Source organism: Frigoriflavimonas asaccharolytica (assembly GCF_013294015.1).
In the GTDB taxonomy this organism is placed as follows: domain Bacteria; phylum Bacteroidota; class Bacteroidia; order Flavobacteriales; family Weeksellaceae; genus Frigoriflavimonas; species Frigoriflavimonas asaccharolytica.
The window spans coordinates 24,174-46,577 of the sequence record NZ_JABSNO010000013.1 but is presented as its reverse complement, the minus strand read 5'-3'; the positions used below and the strand labels follow the sequence as shown (position 1 = coordinate 46,577).

Sequence of the window (22,404 nt, the reverse complement as noted above, 5' to 3'; positions counted from 1 at the left end):
ATTATTTATTTAAAGTTTGCGCCAACTTTTCTGTTAGATTTTTTCTACTAAATTTAGAAATATCCTTTTCAATCGCGAGAGAATTTCCACTTTTCCAATCTTCGTATCGTTCTAAAATAAATTTTTCTAAATTTAAATCAGCTTCCAGAGAAAAATGCTTACCAGAATTTGTTTCTTCTAAAATTTTTGCAACATCGCTATTTTTTGGACCAAAAGATAATACAGTATTTCCTGTTTGCAAATATTCGAATAATTTCCCAGGGATAATTCCCGCAGAATTTTCATTATTAAAATTAGTTATAAGCAACATATCCGAATTTTGCATTTCCAATACAGATTCCGAATGGGGTAGGTAATTCAAATTATTAATAAAATTTTTTAATATTGAATTTTCTAAATTTGATAAAATATTTGCGTCTATTTTTCCGACAAATTTTAATTGAAAATCTTTCCTGAACTCAGGATTATCATTTAAAATTTTAATTAAAACTTTCCAAAGTATTTCCGGATTTCGAAGCTGTTCTAAAACTCCGATGTAGCTCATTATAAATTTTTCATTTTTATTTTTAAATGAAGAATCAAATATTTCGCCATCAAATCCATTGGTAATACAAAATGCGTTTGCACCTTTTTTTCTAAAATTCTCGGCATCTGTATAGCTTGTTGCCAAAGTAATATCGGCAAAATCAAAAACTTGTTGCTCTAATTTTCTATGTTTTGCATCAGAACTTTTTGTCAATTTAAGATGTTTATAATAAGAAATTTCTGTCCAAGGATCTCGAAAGTCTGCAATCCATTTTAAATTTGGGAATTCTTTTTTCAGATTTAATCCAATCAAATTCATAGAATGTGGCGGACCAGTGGTTACAATGGCATCAAAATTATTTTCTCGCAAATATTTTTTCAAAAATTTCACAGAAGGTTTCACCCAAAAAACTCTGGCATCTGGTATGAAAAAATTCCCACGGATGAAGATGGATAGTTTTGATTTCCAGTTCTGGTTTTGTTTTAAATCAAATTGTCCGGCTTTGTATTTTTTATTGGCTTTCCCGAAAATCTCTGCAATTCTATAAGGTTCCCATATTTTAGTTTTAATGATTTCTAGATTATCTGGAACTTCATCTACCAAAGTGTCGTCTATTAAAGGATAACTCGGGTTTTCGGGAATGAATAGAGTAGGATTCCACCCAAATTCTGGTAAATATTTTACAAATTTCAACCATCTTTGTACACCTGGTCCACCTGCAGGTGGCCAATAGTAGGAAATGATTAAGATTTTTTTTGGTTTGATCACTATTTTAAATTATGAGAATATTTCAACTTATTTTTTAAATAAAAATATGTAAACAGTAAAAATTTTGAAAAACATCAACAGTAAAACAAAATAGTTTATTCTTTTATTACCAAATTCGGTACATTTTTATTACGATAAAGCAAAAACAATCCAGCAATACTCAACAATAAAAATAGGGCAAACGCAATCATAGAAATTATTTTTCCTTTTCCGATAACTTCAGGTTCAAAAACCATAGAAACAGTATGTTTTCCTGCTGGAACATATACAGATCTCAAAAGATAATCCGCTTTTATATATGGAACTTCTTTCCCATCGATAGAAATTATCCAGCCATATGGATAGTAAATCTCGGAAAAAACTGCCAATTGTGGCGTTTTAGATTCGCTGGTAAAAGATAAATAATTTGCTTTGTAATCATCAAGTTTCATCACCGCGGTAGAATCTTCTACCAAACCTTTACCTTGAAAATATTTTTGATCTTCTATATTAACGACTGCAGTTTTTTTGGTATCAACTTCACCTATTAAATTTAATTCTTCGTTCGCGTTCTTAGCAAATTTTATATCCGAAACCAACCAAGCATTTCCGTTAAATTCCGGATTTATCTGAACTTGCGGTTCTTCTAAAGTACCACCAATAATATATTTTGTATTTAATAAATTCAATATTAAAGAGGTTTTTGCACCTTGTATAGAATCTTTTGCAAAGAAATATTCATTAATTAAATCATCATATCTTCTTAATTTTACTGCGTGATAGCCACCAACGGAAGATTTAAAATAAGAAGTATTCGTTTCTCCAAAAGGATTGATCAATTGATTGAAAATCCTGTAATGCTTTTGATCTTTTTCGGCAATGGTTTCTAAAACCTTATTCACTCTTGCATTTTGTAGAATAGATTGCAATTCTTTATTATCGCCCACTTTTTCAACCACTAAATCAGAAATTTCTGTTTGAAATGGTTGCTCTGCAAATACAGAATCTACAAAATTATCTTCATTCAAATATCTTTGATTGACAGACCAAAGATCGAAAAAACTTACAAGACCAATAACAACTAATGCAACATTAGCATTCAGTTTTTTCTTTAAACCTAAAAATAAAGCTGCGGCAACGATTGCAACATAAAGAATTGCTTTTATCGCATCTGCACTAAACAATTTGTATCTTTCATCAACGAGATAATCCAGCAAAAATGGCGGTAGATAAGTTTTTTCATTATCTGTGTAAAAACCTAAAAGTGATTTTCCAAAAACTAATAACAAGATAGTAATTCCTAAAATTGAGCCAGAAACATAAAAAAGGATTTTCTTTTTATATTCTTCTGTTAATTTTTCGTCATTAAAAAATCTGTACAAACCGATAATGGCAATCAATGGAAACAATAATTCTACAACAACCAAAATAGAAGAAGGTGCGCGAAATTTATTGTAAAATGGTACAAAATCAATGAAAAAGTCGGATACAATTTGAAAATTACTTCCCCAAGCTAAAAGTATCGTCAGAATAGAAGCTCCTAAAACCCAATATCTATATTTTTTCCATCCAAAGAAAAATCCTAAAATTGCTAAAAATACGACAACTGCTCCTTGATACGCTGGACCAGAAGTTCCTGGTTGATCTCCCCAATAGGTTAAATTTCCAAAACCTTTGGAAACTCTATCCATTTCTTGTTGAGATTGTACATTTTCTTGCACCATTTCTTGGATTCTCGTCATCATTGCTTCTCCTTCTGGTTCGTTGGATCCACCTCCCATTAATCTAGGAATAAAGAGATTTAAGGTTTCCAATTTTCCATAGCTCCACATCAAAATGCTCTCTTTGTCCATTCCATTTGTAGAATTTCCAGCATCTTTATTTTCTAAAATTTGCTTTCCACGTACGGTTTCTTTCACATATTCTGCATTTGCCATGATGCGCTGAGAATTCATCCCAACTCCTAATATAAAGGCAAAAGCAACAACTGCAGATGAAATAAAAAAATGTTTTAAGGGAGTTTTTTTCTGTATAGCTCTTACTAATTCAGATAAAAACAAAAATCCTAATCCTAGGAAAAGATAATACGTCATTTGTGGGTGGTTTGCAGCAATTTGCAATCCCATAAATAAGGTAGTAACAATAAAACCTACAACATAATTCTTCCTGATGTAAACCAATAAAATCCCAGCAAGGAGTGGCGCAAAATAAGCAATGGTATGCACTTTTCCATTATGTCCGGCTGCAATGATGATATAAAAATAAGTAGAGAGACCGAAAAATGTAGCTCCCAAAAGTGCATATCGCCAATCTCGGACCACCACCATTCCCAAAAGGAAAAACCCTGAAAAAAGTAGAAATAAGTAATTAACTGGTTTTGGTAAAAAATTTAAAACATCATCAATTTTTTTGATGATGTCTCCTCGAAATTGTGATCCCATTTGATAAGTTGGCATGCCACCAAACATACTATCACTCCAGTAGGTTTCTTTTCCATTTTGATCTCTAAAATCTAGCAGCTCTTTCGCACCTCCTTTATATTGTATAATATCGTGCTGAAAAAGTTGTTTGCCAGAAATCACAGGATTTGCATATAAAAACCCAATGATAATAAACAGTACAAGAGCTCCTAAGCTAAATAGAAGATTTTTATTTTTTTTCATATTTATCTTCTTTTACTTCTTCGTAATCTACTGTTTCTGCATCCCATTTTACATTTTGGTTGATGCTATTTTCTTTCTTTTCGTTTACATTTTGATTCGGCATATTTTGTCCGAAATAGTTGTAAAATTTATTAAAGAAAATTCTCTTCAAAATATTCCAAGTGAAAAATATAATGATCGTCGCTAGAATTAATAGTATTAATGTTTTTACCATGGTAAATGTTTAATAATTAAGGATTTACAATTACAGAAGAATTTGTAGTCGTCGTCATACTTTGCGATTGCTTGCCATCATTGATGGTTTCTTTCTGAGTCGTTTTCACATCTATATTTTGATTGACGATCCAGCCAGAATTTACATCAAATTTTAAGCTTCCATTTTGGCTAAAATCTGAACTTATACTTCTTGTAACACCGTTCATCGTGTTTTTTTGATTTTGTTTTGGAATCCCACCTGTTAGCGTAATTTCCGCAACACCATTTTCTATTTTCTTTAATGTATAGTTGGTTGTCACTTTCACTTTTCCGTCTGCAGATGCATTTTCGGATACACTCCATTTGTCACCAATTTTTGCACCTTTTTTTGGTAAAATCATGATGTTTTTGGAAAATTGCTCGGTAAGATTTTTTTCGTTGAATCCTGATTTCGATTCTGCCAACAATTGTTTTCTGATGTTTGCATCTTTCGTAAGACTATTGATGGTTGCAGAAAATTTGGAGTAAGCCGGTTCAAATCCAGTTATAGAAATAATTTTACCTTGCTTGCTCATTTTCATATTCAATTTATTGCCTACCATTGCTTTGTCCAGAGTCCATTTGTTTTTAAGACCTTCTTCTGTTGGAGCTGGTTTTTTGGTATCTACACTCACCGTTTTTCCTTGTGCAGTTTGCGAAGTTTTTTTTGATGCAAAATTGATGGTAATATCATAAATATCCTGAGCAAAATTATTTACAGTAAAATTTACTTCATCTGTAGTTTCTCTCGTCATATTTTGTTTTTCTCCATTAGGAGCAACCGCAGAAATAGATTCTTTTTGAAAAGTAGTAAAAGGGTAGGTTTTACCTTTTTCTAAATTAAAATTTTGCACAAAATAACCTGCAGAATCTTTGATGGCAGCTTTGGCAGACATTTCTTTTATCATTTTGATAGAATCTGCTTCATTTGCAACTTCAATCTTTATCGTATCTCCTGTTGTAGGATCTATTTTTGTGATTGTTTTCGCCTCCTTTTTACAAGAAATTATTGCTAAAGAAAGTACGAAAAGTACCGTAATTTTTTTCATCTAATTTTTTTATAATACAACTGGTAATTAAAAACTAATAATTGTTTCAATTTTAAATATTTTCAGCTAATGTAGCTTCCCATCTTTGTCTGGTAGCTTCATAAAGCAATGCTCCACAGGCAACAGAAACATTCAAACTTTGCGTTTTGCCAACTATTGGCAGTTTTATTTTTTCTTCCGCTCTATGCAAAACTTCCTTAGAAATTCCCGTTTCTTCATTTCCCATCACTATTGCGCAAGGCTCTTTCATACTTACTTCAAAAGCTAGCTTTTGGGCTTTTTCTGTAGCTGCAAAAACTTTAATTCCAGATTTCTGTAGAAAGTCAACCGTATTTGCAAGATTTTTTTCTTTGCAAATTTTTAGGTTATAAATTGCTCCGGCAGAGGTTTTTATAGCATCAGAATTTATGGGTGAATTTCCTTTTTCTGGTAATACAATCGCATCTATACCTACACATTCCGCAGTTCTACAAATAGCACCAAAGTTTCTAACATCCGTTAATCTATCTAAAATTAAAATAAATGGATTTTTTCCTGCCTCAAATAATTCTGGCACAATAGATTCTATAGAATGAAAAGGAACATCGGAAATAAAAGCAACCACACCTTGATGGTTTTTTCTCGTAAATCTGTTCAATTTTTCAATGGGAACATAGTTTGCGCGGATTTTATTTTTTGATAATGCAGATTTCAATTCTGCAAAATTTTGCCCTTGCAATCCATTTTGCAAAAATATTTTATCAATAGTTTTTCCAGCTTCTAAAGCTTCCATCACAGGTCTTAACCCAAATATAAAGTCGTCTTTCATTTGTAATTTTTATTGTTTATAAAATCATATATAATCGGAAAAATCTTCATAGGATTTCTTTTTAATTATATAGATTTCATTTTATTTCTAAAATTGCTCGCCAATTATAGCGCGCTTTTGTGCCATTGCATATCCTAAATGCAAGGATTCGTGAATATTATTAAATATAATTGCATCTTGTATATTTTTCAAATCCATTCCAAAACTTGTGGTGTAAGGTGTGTAATCTGAAAAGAAATCTGCATCATAATCTTTCATCAAAATTTTTGAAGTTTCCGTTAAAAGAAATCCTAAATCTTCAACTTCTGTTGCAGAAACTTCTGATGTTGGTAAAGTACCTTTTTTATAATTTTCTACCCAATATTTGTCTATTCTGAAAGGATTTCCACTTAAATAATAGTGCAAAAGCTGCTCAGTTGCAACAGTATGCGCAATATTCCAATAGATATTATTGTTATAACCGTCCGGAATGATAAGCAAATCTTCCACAGAATTTTTTTGAAGAATATCTAATAAATTCTTTCTAATTTGCAGATGCACTTGAAAATGATAGTTCATATTTTCAAAATATTATGCGTCAAAAATAGCGTAATTAAGTGAAAATTACAAAAGTAGAGGAGTGACAATCATAAGTGTCTATAAAATAATGCAACACATTTTTTTTATATTAATACATTGCAATTTATAATTAAAGTATTGATAGACAAAACTTTACGGTATAACATTATAGATTATAGCAGTATTCCTTATTAATAATTAAATTTTTACTTTAATATTTATAAATGCTTTTAACAAACTTTAACTCAAATTTATTACTTGTTGTGTTGATATTTGCTTGAAATTATTAGAAATTTACGCAATAATTAAAGTAAACAATGTCAGAATTACATCAATCAGAAGATATTCGCCAATTAACAGAGAAAATAAAAGAGCAAAACTATTATTTTACTTTATTAAAAACAGAGATCAACAAAGCAATTATCGGTCAAGAATATATGATAGATCGCTTGTTGATAGGACTTCTTGGTAATGGTCATGTACTTTTAGAAGGTGTACCTGGATTGGCGAAAACTTTAGCCATAAAATCTCTAGCAGAAGCTGTTGATGGGCATTTCTCTAGAATACAATTTACGCCAGATTTGCTTCCGGCAGATGTTGTAGGAACACAAATTTTCAATATAAAAGACAATGATTTTTCTATAAAACGCGGACCAATATTCGCAAATTTTGTATTGGCAGATGAGATCAATCGTGCTCCATCCAAAGTACAATCTGCACTTTTGGAAGCTATGCAAGAAAAACAAGTCACAATTGGAGATGAAACCATGAAATTGCCGAACCCATTTTTAGTTTTGGCAACTCAAAATCCTATTGATCAAGAAGGTACATATTTATTACCAGAAGCACAAAGCGATCGCTTTATGTTGAAATGTAAAATAGATTATCCAGAATTTGAAGATGAAAGGAAAGTAATGAGGATGGTTTCTACTTCGCATCAACCGAAGATTAACCCTGTAATTTCTTTAGATACAATTACGAATGCAAAGCAATTGATCAATCAAATTTATTTGGATGAAAAGATTGAAAAATATATTTTAGATATCGTTTTCGCGACAAGATTTCCACAGGATTATCAACTTTCAGATTTAAAATCTTATATCAGTTTTGGAGCTTCTCCGAGAGCTTCTATAAATTTAGCTATCGCATCCAGAGCTCATGCTTTCTTGAAAAATAGAGCATTTGTAATACCAGAAGACGTGAAAGCTGTGGCAAAAGATATTTTAAGACATAGAATAGGATTGAGTTTTGAAGCCGAAGCCGAAGAAATTACCTCAGAATTTATAGTTGATAAAATTTTGAGTAGAGTACAAGCACCTTAAGAATTAGTGATAAAAGATTATTGATGAATGATTTTAAAATTCAATTATCATGTAGCAATCATCAACTATTTTTCAAATATGGAAATAAAAGACATCATCAAAAAAGTAAAGCAGATAGAAATCCGTACCAGAAGGAAAACGGAAGCTTCTTTGATGGGTTCATATCATAGTGCATTTAAAGGACAAGGAATGACTTTTTCGGAAGTCCGTCCTTATCAATTTGGCGATGAAATTCGTAGGATTGATTGGAATAAAACCGCAAGATTTCAAGAACCTTTCGTGAAAGTGATGGAGGAGGAGCGGGAATTGACGATGATGTTGCTTGTAGACATATCTGCATCAATGGATTACGGTACAAAAACGCAGCTGAAAAGAGAATTTGTGGCGGAAATTGCAGCTACCTTAGGATTTTCTGCTGCTGGAAATAATGATAAAGTTGGCGTGATTCTTTTTGCTGACAAAGTATACAAAGTAATACCACCAAAAAAAGGAAGAAAACACATATTATCCATTATTAGTACAATTCTTTCTGCAGATTATATTCCAGCTAAAAGTAATATAGATGTAGCACTAGAATATATGTTGAGTGTATTTAAAAAGAAATCTTTGCTTTTTATGTTTTCAGATTTTGAAGATGATTATAGTTTGAAAATTTTGAGAATCGCCTCAAAAAAACATCAATTTTTAGGCTTAAGGATTTATGATGATAAGGATAATGAAATTCCTGACATCGGATATACCTTATTTCAAGATGTAGAAACTGGCCGACAAGTCTGGGCAAACACCAGTAGCAAAAGATGGCGCTATCAATTTGCGGAAGCTCAAAAACAAAAATTAAAAAAAATAAAAGAAGATTTTGAAAATTCTGCTTCAAATTTCTTAAATATAAATACTGGAGAAGATTACTCTAAATTTCTTTATCAATATTTTCAAAAAAAATAACTTTCAATGTTTAGAAATACAAACATTACAAAATTTACGATTGTAAGTTTTATACTTTTTTTTCAGTTATTTTCTAGTCAGACCTTAGGTTCTAGATTAGATAAAAACACACTAGCTCTTGGTGAGGTAGGAACTTTCACCATTAATATTTCAAATTTAAACGGAAAAGCTGTACAAATTGCACCAAAAAATGAATTGCTGCCTTTTCATTTTGAAGAAATTAAAGATAGTATTTCTACAACTTCAGAATTTTATGAAAGGACGATAACTTTTGCCGTTTTTGAAGAAGGGAAATATACTATTCCTGCAGTGAATGTAAAAGTTGGTGGAGAAATTTATAACACTATTCCGTATGAAATAGAAGTAATTAATACGGCGAAGAAAGATGATCAGATTTCTGATATCATGAATAATAAGAAAGTAGATCTTCAATTCACAGATTATTGGGAAATGTACAAATGGTACGTTTTGGCTGGTTTAGCTATAATTGCAAGCATATTTGCAATCATTTTCATTATTAAATATGCAAAAAAACAAAAATCTTCTCCAAAAATTACCACCAATTTAACTTTGAAGGAATTAAACGCTTTGCAGAAGAAAAAATATATCGAAAATAATGAATTTCGCTCTTTCTATGTAGAATTTATAGATATTACAAGAAATTTCATTGCGACTCAATACCATATTCCCGCAAACGTTTTGCTTACAGACGATTTGATAAATTTAATGAAGAAAACGAACAGCATTTCTCCAGAAAATGAAAAAGCATTGGAAGATATTTTTTTAAGAGGAGATTTGGTAAAATTTGCAAAAACTTTCCCAGATCAAGCAGTGATGCAGCAAGATTTTGAAATCGTGAAACTATTTGTGCAAAATTCTACCAAAGATTTGGAATTAGACACTTTAAGAAATGGCGTATGATATGATGATGCTCTCCATATTTAACGCAGAATTTCAACAGCCTTGGTTTTTACTTTTGCTGCTTTTATTCATTCCACTTATCTTAAAAGACGCTGGAAAAAAAATAAAACGTGGAATCCTTGTTCCCACAACTCAAAATATGCAGGAAAACACAGCAATTGTTTTCATTATTTCTTTATTAAAAATATCAAAGTACATATTACTTTCTTGCTTAATTATAGCTTTAGCTAGACCAAGAACATACAGCACTTCCATAAATAAAGACGATACCAAAGGTTTGGATATCATTTTGACCGTTGATGTTTCATTAAGTATGCTCTCGCAAGATCTTGAACCAGATAGATTGACAGCATTAAAAGGAATTGCACAAAAATTTGTAGAAAAAAGAGTTAATGATAGGATAGGAGTTGTTGCTTATTCTGGTGAAGCCTTCACGAAAGTTCCTGTAACATCCGACCATCAAGTAGTTTTGGAAGAGTTGGAAAATTTGAATCCGCTAGAAATGGAACAAGGAACTGCGATTGGCGAAGGATTGACAGTAGCTGTAAATCATCTTAAAAATAGCAAAGCAAAAAGTAAAATCATCATTTTGATGACGGATGGTGTAAATACCATTCCAAACGCAATGGATCCTTTGGTTGCTGCACAATTGGCAAAAGAAAACGATATAAAAGTGTACACAATTGGAATAGGATCTAATGGTTATGCTTTGATGCCTACAAGAACGGATATTTTTGGAGATTTAGTGTTTACTGAAACGGAGGTGATGCTAGATGAACCAGGATTGAAAGATATTGCAAAAATAACGGGTGGTAGCTATTTTCGGGCAACTTCTAATTCTAGTTTGGCCAATGTATATGATGAAATAAATTTACTAGAAAAATCTGACGTGAAATCTAATAAATTGTATGATTATCAAGAATATTTTAAAATATTTTTATGGATCGCACTTTTCGTTTTGTTTTTAGATGCGCTATTGAGATGGGTTTTATTTAAAATTTTGAATTAATGAATTGGTATTTTGATGAACCTTTGTATCTAATTTTGCTGTTGCTTTTGCCGCTGTTTGCTTTGGCAATGTTTCGATTTATAAAATGGAAAAAACATAAAAAATCTCTTTTTGCAGAAACAAAATTTCAAGAAAAATTGTTTTCTAGTACGGGAAAATCTTCTAAAATTATACCGATTTTATATTTATTTGCGGTTCTATTTTTAATAATTTCCATCGCAGATTTATTAAATGGTACGGAAGAAGTGAAAACCCAACAAAAGATGAGTAATGTGATATTTTTGCTAGATGTTTCTAATTCTATGAATGCTGAAGATATACCTGCAAACAGACTTGTACAAGCAAAAAACATCATGCTGAACACCATGTCTAAAATGAAAGATGATAAAGTTGGTCTGATTATTTTCGCTGGAGAATCCACATCTTTGATGCCATTAACTACAGATTATGCAGCAGCAGAAACTTATATAAGTGGAATATCTACTCAAATGATGAAAGTACAAGGTACAGATTTTTTGAAAGCAATAAATAAGAGTGTAGAAAAATTTAAAAATGTACCAAAAGGTTCGCGAAAAATAATTCTTTTAAGCGATGGAGAAGATAATGAAGGAAGCGAATCTGAAGCTGCAAAACTTGCCGAAAATGAAGGAATCAATATCATTTCTGTAGGAATAGGAACTGTAGAAGGCGCACCAATACCAGAATATACTTACGGCCAATTAATGGGCTACAAAACAGATTTTAATGGAGAAACCGTTATTTCTAAAAGACAAACTGAAGCACTAGAAAATCTTGCAAAAAATACAGGTGGAGAGTATATCGATGGAAATAATTTAGAGGAATCTACCAATCAAATAATAGAAAATTTAAATAAAAAGAATACGTCTTCTGGTACTTGGGTAAAATCTCAGAACGCCGTTCATTATTATCAGTATTTCTTAGCAATTTCTCTATTTATTTTCTTTGTTATTTTACTTTTCAATCCTAAAAAAGATTTTAATATTTAATTAAAATTCGTCAAAAAAATAGAGAATTTAACAGAAAAAATCTTTTGTTATTTTATAAGATTTCATCAATTTCAGATAAATGTAAAGCTTATATTTTTTGGAAAATAGTCACAACATGATTAATTAATTGATGGAATTGCAGTATTTCTGCATTATTTACTCATACTTTAACCCAAATTTAACACTTACCATCTTTATTATTAACATATTAAGAGATAATTTTGCATAGATGAATTGTAAATCTATATTCTCCTTATTCATGATGCTATTTTGTGCAGGAAGTTTTTTTGCACAAAAAAGTTATGATGCTTTGATATACGAAGGAAATAAAGATTTTGATAACAAAAAATACGACGCTGCAACTTCCAAATATGCAGATGCAGTTCAAAAAAATTCTAAAGATTTCACAGCGCACTACAATCTAGGAAATTCACTCTACAAAACCGAAAAGTACAAGGAAGCACAAGCAGAATTTGAAAAAGCAGAGAAACTTGCATCAAATTCTCAAGATAAATCTGCTGCATTGCACAATCTTGGTAATGCATACATTCAACAAAAAAATCCTGAAAAAGCTGCAGAATTCTACAAGCAATCTTTAAAAAATAATCCTTACAGCGAGGCTACTAGAAAAAACTATGAAATTGCAAAATTAGAGCAAAAGAAACAGGAGCAAAAAAACCAAGATCAACAAGACAAAGAAAAAGAAGGCGATAGCAAAGACGACAAAAACAAAGGTGATAAAGGTAAGGAAGGAGATGAAAAAAAATCTTCGCAACCAAATGGTGAAGATAAAGACGAAAATGGTGAAGATCCAAAAGGCGATAAAAATAAAGAAGACCAGCGTGGAAAATTGCCCAAAGATTTGCAAAATGCAATACTAAACAGGTCTAAAAACAAAGAACAAGAAACTGCTAGAAAAATTTTAAACAAAAACGCCTATTCTATGCCAGAAAGCAATGAAAAGGATTGGTAATGAACAAAATACAATACATATTTTTCCTACTTGCGACAGTATTTTGCTACGGTCAAATAACTTTTGTACCATTAATAGAAGATAAAGTTTACAAAGTAAATCAGAAATTTCTGCTTACCTTTATTTTAGAAGTTAATAGTGAACATTTTGGAGATCAATCTAGCATAAAATTACCAGATTTTTCCAAATTTGAAAGATTGGGTAGTGGCTCTGAAAAAAATACGCTTATTTTAGAAAATTTAGCTGTAAATCAAATAATTTTTCAACAGGTTTTGTCTCCGAAAATTTCTGGTAAAGTAAAGATTGGATCTGCTTTGATAACTGTAAACGGTAAAATATATAAAACCGAGCCATTTGATATAATGGTGGAAGAGGCAGATAAAGTGGCAACTATAAATACTCCTACAAAAATAAAGAATGACCTTTATTTGAATTTAGAAATTGCAGATAAAGAGGTTTATCAAAATCAACCAACTGTAGCAGTGTTAAAGGCCTATTCTTCTAATATCAACAACTTTCGGAAGGTAAATAATGTGCGACTACCGATGCAAGATAATGTAGAATTTTCTACCATCAAAACACAAAAATCTGATATCGATTTAAATAAAGCTGCTCTTTCTTCTCAGATTTTAGCGGTCTTTTTAGTTTTTCCAGAAGAAAGTGGAAGTGTAAAAGTAGAATCTGCTTCGGCTAGTTTTAGCAAAATTGCAAAAAAAATTCTTTCAAACGGAGTGAAATTAAATGTTAAAAATTTACCGGTAAATGCACCGAAAGATTTCAAAAATGCCGTGGGTGATTTTAAAATAGATTTTGCTAAAAATAATGAAGATAAAATAGAAATTAATAAACCAATCAATGTAAGGTTAACCATTTCTGGTAAGGGAAATTTTAATAATATTCAACTTCCAATTATTAAAGACTCTGAACTTTACGAAGTTTTTCAACCGAGAGTAAGAAAAGACATTCATGCGAATGAAAAAGGTGTAAACGGAAAAATAGTTGCAGACTACATCATCATACCAAAAAAAACGGGTCCACTTTCTATTCTTACAGAAAGTTTTTCATACTTCAATCCAGAAGAAAAAAAATATATAGATTTAGGTTCTCAATCAATAGATTTGGATGTGAGAAGCCAGAAGGAAATATTAGCAGAAAGAACACCTTTAGAAATCGTAAATGCCTATTCCAATAATGTTTTAGAAACTGTAGATAATCCAGTACTAGAAACTAAAACTTTAAAATTAAAACAAAATAGCCACATCAATTGGTATACTTCTTTGCTAAATTTCATATTATTTTGCGCTATTATCGGGCTTTTGTTATTAATAAATAATTTCAAAAAAAATAAGAAAAAGAAAACGAGTAAAAATGTAAGAATTAATACATTTTCTGCACCAATTACAAACATTGGAATCAGTGATTCTGAATTACAAAATGCTTTTGGATATTTAAAAAGAATGCTGCGGGAAAAGAATTATGCAGAGATTTTCACCACCATTAAAAATATAGATTTAAATTTCAGAAATGCTTACAACACATCTGTTGACGACAATTTTGCTACAATACTTGAAAATGCGAAAGGCTCTAAAATAGCAGAAGAATATCGTACTCTTTTCCAAAAAATAGAAATGGAAAGATTTGCTCCCATAAAACTTGAAGATCAACTTGAAGAATTGGTGAATTCTACCATAATTTTCTTTACAAAGATTGCCAAATAATTAAAAAAATGTATTAATTTTGCGAAATATTTAATTTCACAAATTATGTTTGACTATTTTTCTTGGAAAGAAATTCTAACTTCTACGATGGTGCTTTTTGCGGTTATTGATATTGTTGGTTCTATCCCAATTATCGTAAGTTTAAAAAAGAAATTTGGACATATCGAATCCGGAAAAGCAACGCTGGTTGCAGGTGCTTTGATGATTGCCTTCCTTTTCGTAGGAGAAAGTATTTTAAAATTTATTGGAATAGATGTTAATTCCTTCGCAATTGCAGGTGCATTTGTAATCTTCATCATCGCGTTAGAAATGATACTCGGAATTCAAATACAAAGACATGGTGAAGCAACATCAGCATCCATCGTTCCTATTGCATTTCCTTTAATAGCTGGAGCTGGAACGTTGACAACAACTTTATCTTTGAAAGCAGAATTTCATGATATCAATATCATTTTGGGGATAATATTAAACACTGCCGTTGTATATTTGGTTTTAAAATCTGCAACCTGGATTGAGAAAAGAATGGGAGATGGTACGCTAAAAGTCATAGAAAAAGTCTTCGGAATTGTGCTTTTGGCAATTGCTATTAAATTATTTACCGCTAACTTTGCACAGCTATTTCAAAATTATGTTCATTTTTAAAATTTAAGTATAATGAAAACCATTTATAAAGTATTTTTAGCAATATTCATCATTTTCATCGGATTCAATTTGTATGCAATACAATGGGATTTAGGTTTTTTGAATGAGGAAAATACAACATTTATCATTTCTCTATCTGCAGCAATATTGGGAATTATAGTTGTATTTGTTCTTAATTTCATGAGCAAATTGAGCTTAAAGCAAAACTAGATTTTTTGCAATAGCTTCGGCTTTTAATTCTGTTTCTCGCCATTCTTTTTGTGGGTTGCTATCTTTTGTTATACCGCCACCTACAAAAAGAATTGCGGATTCTTTGTAAATTTTTGCGCATCTTAAATTTACGAAATAATATAGAAATTCATCAGTTTCTATTTTTATATATCCTGCGTAAAGTTCTCGATTAGAATTTTCAAAATTTTGGATCGCAGTTTTGCAAATCTCTTTCGGGATGCCGCAAACTGCGGGAGTTGGGTGCAATTCCGCGATTATATTTTCTATATTTTCCGGCTTTATTTTTAAGGAAAATTCTGTTTTCAGATGTTTAATATTTCCAGAAATATGATCTTTCGTTTCTGATTGATGCACGTTTTCTGAATATTTTTTTAGAATATCACTAATATAATTAGTTACTGTTTTTTGTTCTTCAATTTCCTTATTTGTCCAAGTTTCCGAGAGTGGAAGCGTACCAGCAACGCTCATGGTTTCAAATATTCCTGTTTTCTTATTGTACTTTCCAAGTATTTCTGAGAAAGCGCCAATCCAGCAAGTTTCATCTTTGATAAATAAATAGGAGAGCGCATTTGGAAAATTTTGCCTTAAATTTTTGAAGCTTTCTACTAATTTAATTTCTTTAAAATTAATTAATTTTCTTCTGGAAAAAACTAATTTTTTAAGTTCATTTTCATGGATAAAATCGATTACATCGGTAACTTTAGCAAGATATTCACTCTCATTAATAATCGAATCTTCATTTTTAAACTCTGGTAAATCTTTTACAGAAAAATTATTAAAAACATCTAATTTACTTTCTGTGTTCTTAATTTGTCCATAAAAATTCACTTGATTTTGTCCGTTAAAATCTATAAAAGAAACGGCAGAATTTTCTGAATTTTCTGCAACTGTATATATTAAATCTTGAAATGGAAGTGAAAATAAAATCATTTAAGCCAATTTACTATTCGGGATAATGTTATTCGTCATTGTGGTATGATTGATTAAATTTCCTTTTTCATCGCGGATTTCTATTTGAGAAACGTGCATCGTATTGCCTTTTCTAATGAAGCTTGCTTTTCCTGTAAGCATTCCTTTTCTTATTGCTCGTAAATGATTGGCATTGAGATTGGTACCAACCGGAGAAAATTTATCCAAATCTACATTGATTACAGATAAACAAGAACCCAAAGTCTCTGCCAAAACACAACTTGCACCTCCGTGTAAAATGCCATAAGGTTGGTGTACTTTACTTGTAACAGGCATTGTTGCTGTAAGAGAATCATCTTCCACATCCGTAAAAACGATTTCTAAAACAGTGCCTAAAGTTTCGCCCTTCCAATTGTTTAATCTATCTAATATTTCTTTCCTTTTGTCTGCTTCCATTATTTATTTTTATAATTTAATATTGAATTTTTAAATTCCTAGTATATTTTTGGATTCCAAGAATCTAAATTTTTTGCAATGATATTGTGTTTTATGAAATAATTTTGCAATTCTTCCATCACTTCTTCGTAAGTAGAGGTTGAAAGTTTTTCGTAGGAAATAGTATAGCCCATATACATTATTTTTTTATTGAAATCTCCAGATGCAATTGCAATAGGTACTTTTGCAGCCATTGCCATGTTATAAAATCCTTTTCTCCATTTTGGCACCCAACTTCTGGTTCCTTCTGGCGTGATGACGAGGCTAAAGCTACTTTTATCAAATTCATTTTTTACAAAATTGACAAGATCATTTTTTTGAGATCTATCAATACCAATTCCTCCCAAAGCTTTTACCAAAAATCCATACCAAGCCTTTGTGTGAGCATCTTTGATAATTATTTTTAACGGCTTTCCTAAGGACCAAAAAGCAAGATTTCCCAAAAGATATTCGCTATTGTGTGTATGTGGTGCAACGACTAATATGCATCTATCTAGCACATTTTTATCGCCGTGCAATATTACTTTCCAACCAACAATTTTGAGAATAAGCTTACCTAGAAATTTTTTCATTTAATGATTTTTTAAAATTTTATAAAAAAAAGTATAACCATAAAATGGTTATACTTACAAATATATCGAAAATAAATTGTGTTTAAAATAAGTTGCTAATGAAATTCATTACCACTACTGCTACTTCTAGAACTAATTGTATCATGATTTTTAATTTTTAGTTGTTATTAACCTATTGAAATTATTAACACCACGAATTTACTAAATTTATTATTAATCGAGCAAAAAATTGTGATTTTTTTATTTTTTAAGAGGAATAAGGCAAAAAGAATATAATAACAATTAAACTAGCATCTAGAAATTTCCCTTTGCACTTATCCACTCTCAAGAATTTTATTTAGTTTTGATAGAGACTTCTTTGTCGCCTGCTTTTATATTTATATTTACATCATCTCCGTTTTTACTTTTTTGAAGTTCTTTTTTGATGATGTCTGAACTCACTTCTTTAGGATATTTTTTACCATTAACGATGATGCTATCTGGATTTCTTGAATCATATTCGAAGTCATCTGTTTTTATTTTAATGATACCATTACCATAGGAAACTTCTTTTTCATCCTTATTATTATTAGATTTTTCTTCATTGTCGTCGCTTTCATCATCTAAGTAAAATCCATTCCCTTCGTTTAATCCTATTACCTTCATATTTTTAGGAACTACCAATTCATATCTTACATTGTAATCTCGCATTCTATCTTTGTAGTTATACATCATATAATTTGGAAAGTAGATTTTGTTGCCAGAAATTTCTACAGGTACTTTTAAATTTAATGGTTGGTTGTAACCATCTGCACTTTTTATAATCATTAAATAAGGTGCTTCTATTTCTTTTCTAACAACATCAATTTCTGGATAATCTTTCTTAAAAACTGTTTTTTTATCTGAATACACATTATCCCAAAAAGATTCAAATTGCGCAGGAATTGCAACTTTTTTCACATCTACCATCAAAGAATCTGATGTAGTATTGATGGCAATATTTTCTGTATCTTCATTTTTACCAGAATATTGAGATTCATATTTTGCAGCTGTAAATCCGATTGCAGCCAACATACCGATCCAAATAAATACCAATCCGCCGATTACATATCCCGTATAGTTTAATTTCGTTTTTGGGGAAAGCAACTTTATAGATATTAGGAAAAAGATAATTGCCGGAATTAAAGTGCTTAAAAAAGCAAAACCCATGGCCAAAAATTTCAAATTATAATCTTCTAAAAAGAAACCAATATTTGAGGGTGCATCTATCGAGCCATTTCCTAGCCAAGAAACTCCAAATATTGCAGCACTACCTACCAAACATCCAATACCTAGAAAAGCGAAAAAGGCTCCTACTAAATATCTGAAAATGGTACCAATACCTTTTCCAGTTTGATTAATGTATGGCTTATTTTCATTGTAAATTTCTCCAACACGTTGGCTGCTTTCGTTTGCAAATTTTACAATTTTATTAGATTCTTCTTTCAAGTTATCAAAATTGACAGGTTTTCCTTTCATTTTCAAAAAATCTGATGCTGTTTCCGCTTTTGGAAGCACTAACCACAGGATCGCGTACAAAACCAATATTAAAACTGCACTTCCCGAAGCAGGAATCATTATTAGAAATACAATTACCCAAATTGCACGCATCAAAGTCATGTCTAATCCCACATATTGTGCTAAACCTGCACAAACACCAGCAATTTTTTGTCTCTCTGGATCACGAAACAATTGTCTTTCTCCATTGAAACGGTTTTGTTTTTCTTCAGATTTTTGCTTCGTCTGATTTTCAGAGTAGTAGGCTTGTTCTTGCTCTTCTATTATTTCTGGTGCTCCTATTTTGGCAATAACTTTTTCTACATCTGCATCATTCACGACTTCACGTTTTTGCAGATTTTCATTAAAGATTTCCACAATTCTTATTTCTATATCGTGCATTACTTCGTCTGCTTCATTAGCATCTAAAGAATTGCGAAGAGCAGCTAGATAATCACTTAATTTTATGTAGGCATGTTCTTCTATGGTAAAAGAAAAACCTGCGAGTCCTATTGAGAGTGTCTTATTCATGATATTTGTTTTTAGTAGTTTTTAGTAATTTGATTTACAGAAGTTGTCAATTCATTCCATGTAATTTGAAGTTCATCTAGAAATTTTTTTCCATTCTCTGTAACTTCATAATATTTTCTGGGCGGTCCTCCAGTAGATTCTTCCCATCTGTAGGAAAGAAATTCTGCGTTTTTCAATCTTGTAAGTAGCGGATAGAGTGTACCTTCCACTACATCTAGTTTCCCTTTTTTAAGTTCTTCTATCAAATCCGAAACATACATTTCTCTTTGATTGAGCAAACTCAGAATACAGAATTCTAGAATTCCTTTTCGCATCTGTGCTTTGGTATTTTCTGTGTTCATGATTATGTTTTAATTTTTTAATTAATAAAAAGCAATTGCAGTACTTTAATACTTTACTATGCAAATATATATCTTTTATTTAGTATTATGCAATACAAAGTACTGAAGTATTTAAAAATATTATTTAAATACTTGAAAATCAACATATTTAATTTAAATGATTTTATAGTATTCTTTTTATGGGTGGAAATAAATAGATAAATTTGATATAAATTGTAGCAATTTTAAATTATTTTTCCAGAAATTTTCAGAAATTATAACATTTCCTTATATTTGTAGGTAATCCTAAAACACAAAATGAGCATCATCCAAGATACAAGCTACACAGACGATAATATCCGCACGCTAGAATGGCAGGAACACATAAGACATCGTCCCGGAATGTATATAGGTAAACTAGGTGACGGATCTTCTGCAGATGATGGTATATATATATTATTAAAAGAAATTATTGATAATTCTATCGATGAATTTCGAATGAAATCTGGCAAGAAAATCGATATCAAAATTGACGACGGAAAAGCTACGATACGAGATTATGGTCGTGGAATTCCGCTTGGAAAAGTTGTAGATGCCGTCTCCAAAATGAATACTGGTGGAAAATACGACAGCAAAGCCTTCAAAAAATCTGTAGGTTTAAATGGTGTAGGTACAAAAGCGGTGAACGCACTTTCGGAATATTTCAAGGTAAAATCTGTGAGAGACGGGCGCGCAAAAATTGCAGAATTTTCTGGCGGCGTAATTACAATAGATACCCAAGAAGCAGATTCAACGGATAAAAATGGTACAGAAATAAGCTTTATACCAGACACAAGTATTTTTTCAAATTTTAAATTTCGGAAAGAATACATCGAAAAGATGCTCCGAAATTATTGCTATCTGAACCCTGGTTTGAAAATAAATTTCAACGGAACAGTATTCTTTTCAGAAAATGGATTGAAAGATTTATTAGAAGAGAATATGGAGGGAGAAACCAATTACCCCATCATCCACATCCGCGAAGAAGATATAGAAATTGCCATCACGCATTCTGATAAATCTCAATCCGAAACCTATTTCACCTTCGTGAACGGGCAATATACTACACAAGGTGGAACCCATCTAAATGCTTTTCGTGAAGCTTACGTGAAAACAATTCGAGAATTTTTCAACAAAAATTTTGATGCGGCAGACATTCGTAAATCCATAATTGCTGCAATTTCCATCAATGTAGAGGAGCCAGTTTTTGAATCTCAAACAAAAACAAAACTCGGCTCCAACGATATGGGACCAAACGGACCAACAGTTCGTACTTTCGTGATTGATTTCTTGAAAAGCAGATTAGATAATTTTCTGCACAAAAATTCTGAAATTGCAGAAGCTATTCAACGGAAAATTTTAATTTCCGAACGTGAACGCAAAGAACTTTCTGGAATACAAAAATTAGCAAGAGATAGAGCAAAAAAAGTATCTCTGCACAACAAAAAATTGCGAGATTGCCGCCAACATTACAATGATCAAAAGGCAGAGCGTAAATCTGAATCTCAAATCTTCATAACCGAAGGGGATTCTGCATCTGGATCCATCACAAAATCTCGTGATGTAGAAACGCAAGCTGTATTTTCTTTGCGTGGTAAACCGTTAAATTGCTATGGTCTTACAAAAAGAATTGTCTACGTAAATGAAGAATTTAATCTTTTGCAAGCGGCATTAGATATAGAAAATTCCTTAGAAGATTTGCGTTACAATCAAGTAATCATCGCTACAGATGCCGATGTAGATGGTATGCACATCAGATTACTATTAATAACTTTCTTTCTGCAGTTTTTTCCAGATTTAATTAAAAATGGACATTTATTCATATTGCAAACACCCTTATTTCGCGTTAGAAATAAAAAAGAAACCAGATATTGCTACACAGATGAAGAACGCATTAAGGCTTTACAAGAATTAGGAAAAAATCCAGAGATTACAAGATTTAAAGGTTTGGGAGAGATTTCTCCAGATGAATTTAAACATTTCATAGGAAAAGATATTCGTTTAGAACCGGTAGTTCTTGGAAAAGACAAGACTATTGAAGAACTTTTAGAATTTTATATGGGAAAAAATACTCCAGATCGTCAAGTTTTTATTTTAGAAAATCTAGTAGTAGAAGATAATGAAATAGATAAGAAAGAAGAATTGGAAACTTCTGAAAACATTTAAATTTATTTTAGTATGAGGTTAAGTAATAAAGGAAAAGCTCCACTTATCAATTTTATTCATACCTTCTTGGTGATGCTTCTTTTGGTTGGAATTGCTTTTTTTGTATTTGAAAGATATTTTTATAAACAATTGGGAGCTGAAGAATATTTAGTAATAATAATTCCTGCATTTATTTTAATGATTTTCTACGCAAGAGGAAAACAAATATTTGAATATGATAGTGATGGCGAAACATTGACGATTAAAAATAAACACATATTGCCCATGTTTTCTGACTCCTCATCAGATGAGTTTCCAAAATATAAGGTTATTTCTTACAATATATTAAATGCCCTTATTTTAAAAAGACTATATCTAACCATACATAGCAAAAAAAGCAATTCGATTATTTTAAAATATGATATTTCTGATTTATCACAAAAAGAGGTCACAGATTTGAAACATTCTCTAAGCAAAATTGCTTATTACAACAAAGGAAAAGGACAATATACAAGCCAAGATAAATAA

Annotated in this window: 22 protein-coding genes; 11 read left to right on the top strand and 11 right to left on the bottom strand. The window is 31.0% G+C overall.

Features of this window, described 5'->3' with window-relative positions:
* Position 1: 1 nt before the first annotated feature.
* From HNQ03_RS09640 to HNQ03_RS09615, 6 genes are all read right to left on the bottom strand, one after another.
* Entirely contained in the window at positions 2-1,294 is a 1,293-nt protein-coding gene (locus HNQ03_RS09640) for a glycosyltransferase family protein (protein ID WP_173779463.1), read from the bottom strand.
* Between the two features lie 95 nt (positions 1,295-1,389).
* Entirely contained in the window at positions 1,390-3,936 is a 2,547-nt protein-coding gene (locus tag HNQ03_RS09635; RefSeq protein ID WP_173779462.1) for a YfhO family protein, read from the bottom strand.
* Entirely contained in the window at positions 3,923-4,150 is a 228-nt protein-coding gene (locus HNQ03_RS09630) for a hypothetical protein (protein ID WP_173779461.1), read from the bottom strand. Before HNQ03_RS09630 ends, HNQ03_RS09635 begins: the two co-directional genes overlap by 14 nt.
* Before the next feature lie 16 nt (positions 4,151-4,166).
* Positions 4,167-5,219 carry a DUF6263 family protein gene (locus HNQ03_RS09625; RefSeq protein ID WP_173779460.1) on the bottom strand — a complete coding sequence of 351 codons (1,053 nt, stop codon included), beginning with the start codon at positions 5,217-5,219 and terminating at the stop codon, positions 4,167-4,169.
* Positions 5,220-5,271: 52 nt separating this feature from the next.
* Positions 5,272-6,027 (bottom strand): 23S rRNA (guanosine(2251)-2'-O)-methyltransferase RlmB, encoded by a 756-nt coding sequence (gene rlmB / locus HNQ03_RS09620; RefSeq protein ID WP_173779459.1) that lies wholly within the window; start codon positions 6,025-6,027, stop codon positions 5,272-5,274.
* Between the two features lie 87 nt (positions 6,028-6,114).
* On the bottom strand, positions 6,115-6,585 hold the full coding sequence (locus tag HNQ03_RS09615) for a DinB family protein (protein ID WP_173779458.1): 471 nt from the start codon (positions 6,583-6,585) through the stop codon (positions 6,115-6,117).
* Between the two features lie 317 nt (positions 6,586-6,902).
* Between HNQ03_RS09615 and HNQ03_RS09610 the strand changes: the two genes are divergently transcribed.
* The 9 genes from HNQ03_RS09610 (at position 6,903) to HNQ03_RS09570 (ending at position 15,329) form a co-directional block, all read left to right on the top strand.
* Positions 6,903-7,907 carry an AAA family ATPase gene (locus tag HNQ03_RS09610; RefSeq protein WP_173779457.1) on the top strand — a complete coding sequence of 335 codons (1,005 nt, stop codon included), beginning with the start codon at positions 6,903-6,905 and terminating at the stop codon, positions 7,905-7,907.
* A 78-nt stretch (positions 7,908-7,985) separates the two neighbouring features.
* Positions 7,986-8,849, top strand: coding sequence for a DUF58 domain-containing protein (locus HNQ03_RS09605; protein ID WP_173779501.1), 864 nt, complete (start codon positions 7,986-7,988; stop codon positions 8,847-8,849).
* A 6-nt stretch (positions 8,850-8,855) separates the two neighbouring features.
* Positions 8,856-9,770 carry a BatD family protein gene (locus HNQ03_RS09600; RefSeq protein WP_194305179.1) on the top strand — a complete coding sequence of 305 codons (915 nt, stop codon included), beginning with the start codon at positions 8,856-8,858 and terminating at the stop codon, positions 9,768-9,770.
* 16 nt (positions 9,771-9,786) lie between these two features.
* Complete coding sequence (locus tag HNQ03_RS09595; RefSeq protein ID WP_173779499.1) at positions 9,787-10,779, top strand: VWA domain-containing protein; 993 nt, start codon at positions 9,787-9,789, stop codon at positions 10,777-10,779.
* Positions 10,779-11,786 carry a vWA domain-containing protein gene (locus tag HNQ03_RS09590; protein WP_173779456.1) on the top strand — a complete coding sequence of 336 codons (1,008 nt, stop codon included), beginning with the start codon at positions 10,779-10,781 and terminating at the stop codon, positions 11,784-11,786. The genes HNQ03_RS09595 and HNQ03_RS09590 overlap by 1 nt, the downstream gene beginning before the upstream one ends.
* Positions 11,787-12,015: 229 nt before the next feature.
* Positions 12,016-12,759, top strand: a complete 744-nt coding sequence (locus tag HNQ03_RS09585; protein WP_173779455.1) for a tetratricopeptide repeat protein — start codon at positions 12,016-12,018, stop codon at positions 12,757-12,759.
* The gene (locus HNQ03_RS09580; protein ID WP_173779454.1) at positions 12,759-14,477 is read left to right on the top strand and encodes a BatD family protein; all 1,719 of its coding nucleotides are present in this window, start codon (positions 12,759-12,761) and stop codon (positions 14,475-14,477) included. The genes HNQ03_RS09585 and HNQ03_RS09580 overlap by 1 nt, the downstream gene beginning before the upstream one ends.
* 45 nt (positions 14,478-14,522) lie before the next feature.
* Positions 14,523-15,119 (top strand): MarC family protein, encoded by a 597-nt coding sequence (locus HNQ03_RS09575; RefSeq protein ID WP_173779453.1) that lies wholly within the window; start codon positions 14,523-14,525, stop codon positions 15,117-15,119.
* A 12-nt stretch (positions 15,120-15,131) separates the two neighbouring features.
* Positions 15,132-15,329: a hypothetical protein gene (locus tag HNQ03_RS09570; protein WP_173779452.1), complete on the top strand. Its 198-nt coding sequence runs from the start codon at positions 15,132-15,134 to the stop codon at positions 15,327-15,329.
* Here the strand turns inward: HNQ03_RS09570 and HNQ03_RS09565 are convergent.
* The 5 genes from HNQ03_RS09565 to HNQ03_RS09545 all read right to left on the bottom strand — a co-directional run bounded on the left by HNQ03_RS09565 (position 15,315) and on the right by HNQ03_RS09545 (position 19,713).
* Positions 15,315-16,280, bottom strand: a complete 966-nt coding sequence (locus tag HNQ03_RS09565) for a chorismate-binding protein (RefSeq protein WP_173779451.1) — start codon at positions 16,278-16,280, stop codon at positions 15,315-15,317. The genes HNQ03_RS09570 and HNQ03_RS09565 overlap by 15 nt on opposite strands.
* Complete coding sequence (locus HNQ03_RS09560; protein WP_173779450.1) at positions 16,281-16,715, bottom strand: PaaI family thioesterase; 435 nt, start codon at positions 16,713-16,715, stop codon at positions 16,281-16,283.
* A gap of 38 nt (positions 16,716-16,753) precedes the next feature.
* Complete coding sequence (locus tag HNQ03_RS09555) at positions 16,754-17,326, bottom strand: 1-acyl-sn-glycerol-3-phosphate acyltransferase (RefSeq protein ID WP_173779449.1); 573 nt, start codon at positions 17,324-17,326, stop codon at positions 16,754-16,756.
* A gap of 333 nt (positions 17,327-17,659) precedes the next feature.
* Positions 17,660-19,372: a PspC domain-containing protein gene (locus HNQ03_RS09550; RefSeq protein WP_173779448.1), complete on the bottom strand. Its 1,713-nt coding sequence runs from the start codon at positions 19,370-19,372 to the stop codon at positions 17,660-17,662.
* Positions 19,373-19,383: 11 nt separating this feature from the next.
* A complete protein-coding gene (locus HNQ03_RS09545; protein WP_173779447.1) occupies positions 19,384-19,713 on the bottom strand; it encodes a PadR family transcriptional regulator in 330 nt (109 codons plus the stop codon).
* A 297-nt stretch (positions 19,714-20,010) separates the two neighbouring features.
* Here HNQ03_RS09545 and HNQ03_RS09540 point away from each other — a divergent pair, with 297 nt between their 5' ends.
* Positions 20,011-21,897 carry a DNA topoisomerase IV subunit B gene (locus HNQ03_RS09540; RefSeq protein WP_173779446.1) on the top strand — a complete coding sequence of 629 codons (1,887 nt, stop codon included), beginning with the start codon at positions 20,011-20,013 and terminating at the stop codon, positions 21,895-21,897.
* 12 nt (positions 21,898-21,909) lie between these two features.
* Positions 21,910-22,404 carry a hypothetical protein gene (locus HNQ03_RS09535; protein ID WP_173779445.1) on the top strand — a complete coding sequence of 165 codons (495 nt, stop codon included), beginning with the start codon at positions 21,910-21,912 and terminating at the stop codon, positions 22,402-22,404.

Coding starts and splice junctions, on each gene's coding strand:
- HNQ03_RS09590 (WP_173779456.1), top strand. CDS start 10,779: ATGAATTGGTATTTTGATGAACCTTTGTATCTAATTTTGCTGTTGCTT.
- HNQ03_RS09580 (WP_173779454.1), top strand. CDS start 12,759: ATGAACAAAATACAATACATATTTTTCCTACTTGCGACAGTATTTTGC.
- HNQ03_RS09600 (WP_194305179.1), top strand. CDS start 8,856: ATGTTTAGAAATACAAACATTACAAAATTTACGATTGTAAGTTTTATA.
- HNQ03_RS09605 (WP_173779501.1), top strand. CDS start 7,986: ATGGAAATAAAAGACATCATCAAAAAAGTAAAGCAGATAGAAATCCGT.
- HNQ03_RS09585 (WP_173779455.1), top strand. CDS start 12,016: ATGAATTGTAAATCTATATTCTCCTTATTCATGATGCTATTTTGTGCA.
- HNQ03_RS09630 (WP_173779461.1), bottom strand. CDS start 4,150: ATGGTAAAAACATTAATACTATTAATTCTAGCGACGATCATTATATTT.
- rlmB (WP_173779459.1), bottom strand. CDS start 6,027: ATGAAAGACGACTTTATATTTGGGTTAAGACCTGTGATGGAAGCTTTA.
- HNQ03_RS09555 (WP_173779449.1), bottom strand. CDS start 17,326: ATGAAAAAATTTCTAGGTAAGCTTATTCTCAAAATTGTTGGTTGGAAA.
- HNQ03_RS09610 (WP_173779457.1), top strand. CDS start 6,903: ATGTCAGAATTACATCAATCAGAAGATATTCGCCAATTAACAGAGAAA.
- HNQ03_RS09575 (WP_173779453.1), top strand. CDS start 14,523: ATGTTTGACTATTTTTCTTGGAAAGAAATTCTAACTTCTACGATGGTG.
- HNQ03_RS09615 (WP_173779458.1), bottom strand. CDS start 6,585: ATGAACTATCATTTTCAAGTGCATCTGCAAATTAGAAAGAATTTATTA.
- HNQ03_RS09540 (WP_173779446.1), top strand. CDS start 20,011: ATGAGCATCATCCAAGATACAAGCTACACAGACGATAATATCCGCACG.
- HNQ03_RS09565 (WP_173779451.1), bottom strand. CDS start 16,280: ATGATTTTATTTTCACTTCCATTTCAAGATTTAATATATACAGTTGCA.
- HNQ03_RS09570 (WP_173779452.1), top strand. CDS start 15,132: ATGAAAACCATTTATAAAGTATTTTTAGCAATATTCATCATTTTCATC.
- HNQ03_RS09545 (WP_173779447.1), bottom strand. CDS start 19,713: ATGAACACAGAAAATACCAAAGCACAGATGCGAAAAGGAATTCTAGAA.
- HNQ03_RS09635 (WP_173779462.1), bottom strand. CDS start 3,936: ATGAAAAAAAATAAAAATCTTCTATTTAGCTTAGGAGCTCTTGTACTG.
- HNQ03_RS09560 (WP_173779450.1), bottom strand. CDS start 16,715: ATGGAAGCAGACAAAAGGAAAGAAATATTAGATAGATTAAACAATTGG.
- HNQ03_RS09535 (WP_173779445.1), top strand. CDS start 21,910: ATGAGGTTAAGTAATAAAGGAAAAGCTCCACTTATCAATTTTATTCAT.
- HNQ03_RS09625 (WP_173779460.1), bottom strand. CDS start 5,219: ATGAAAAAAATTACGGTACTTTTCGTACTTTCTTTAGCAATAATTTCT.
- HNQ03_RS09550 (WP_173779448.1), bottom strand. CDS start 19,372: ATGAATAAGACACTCTCAATAGGACTCGCAGGTTTTTCTTTTACCATA.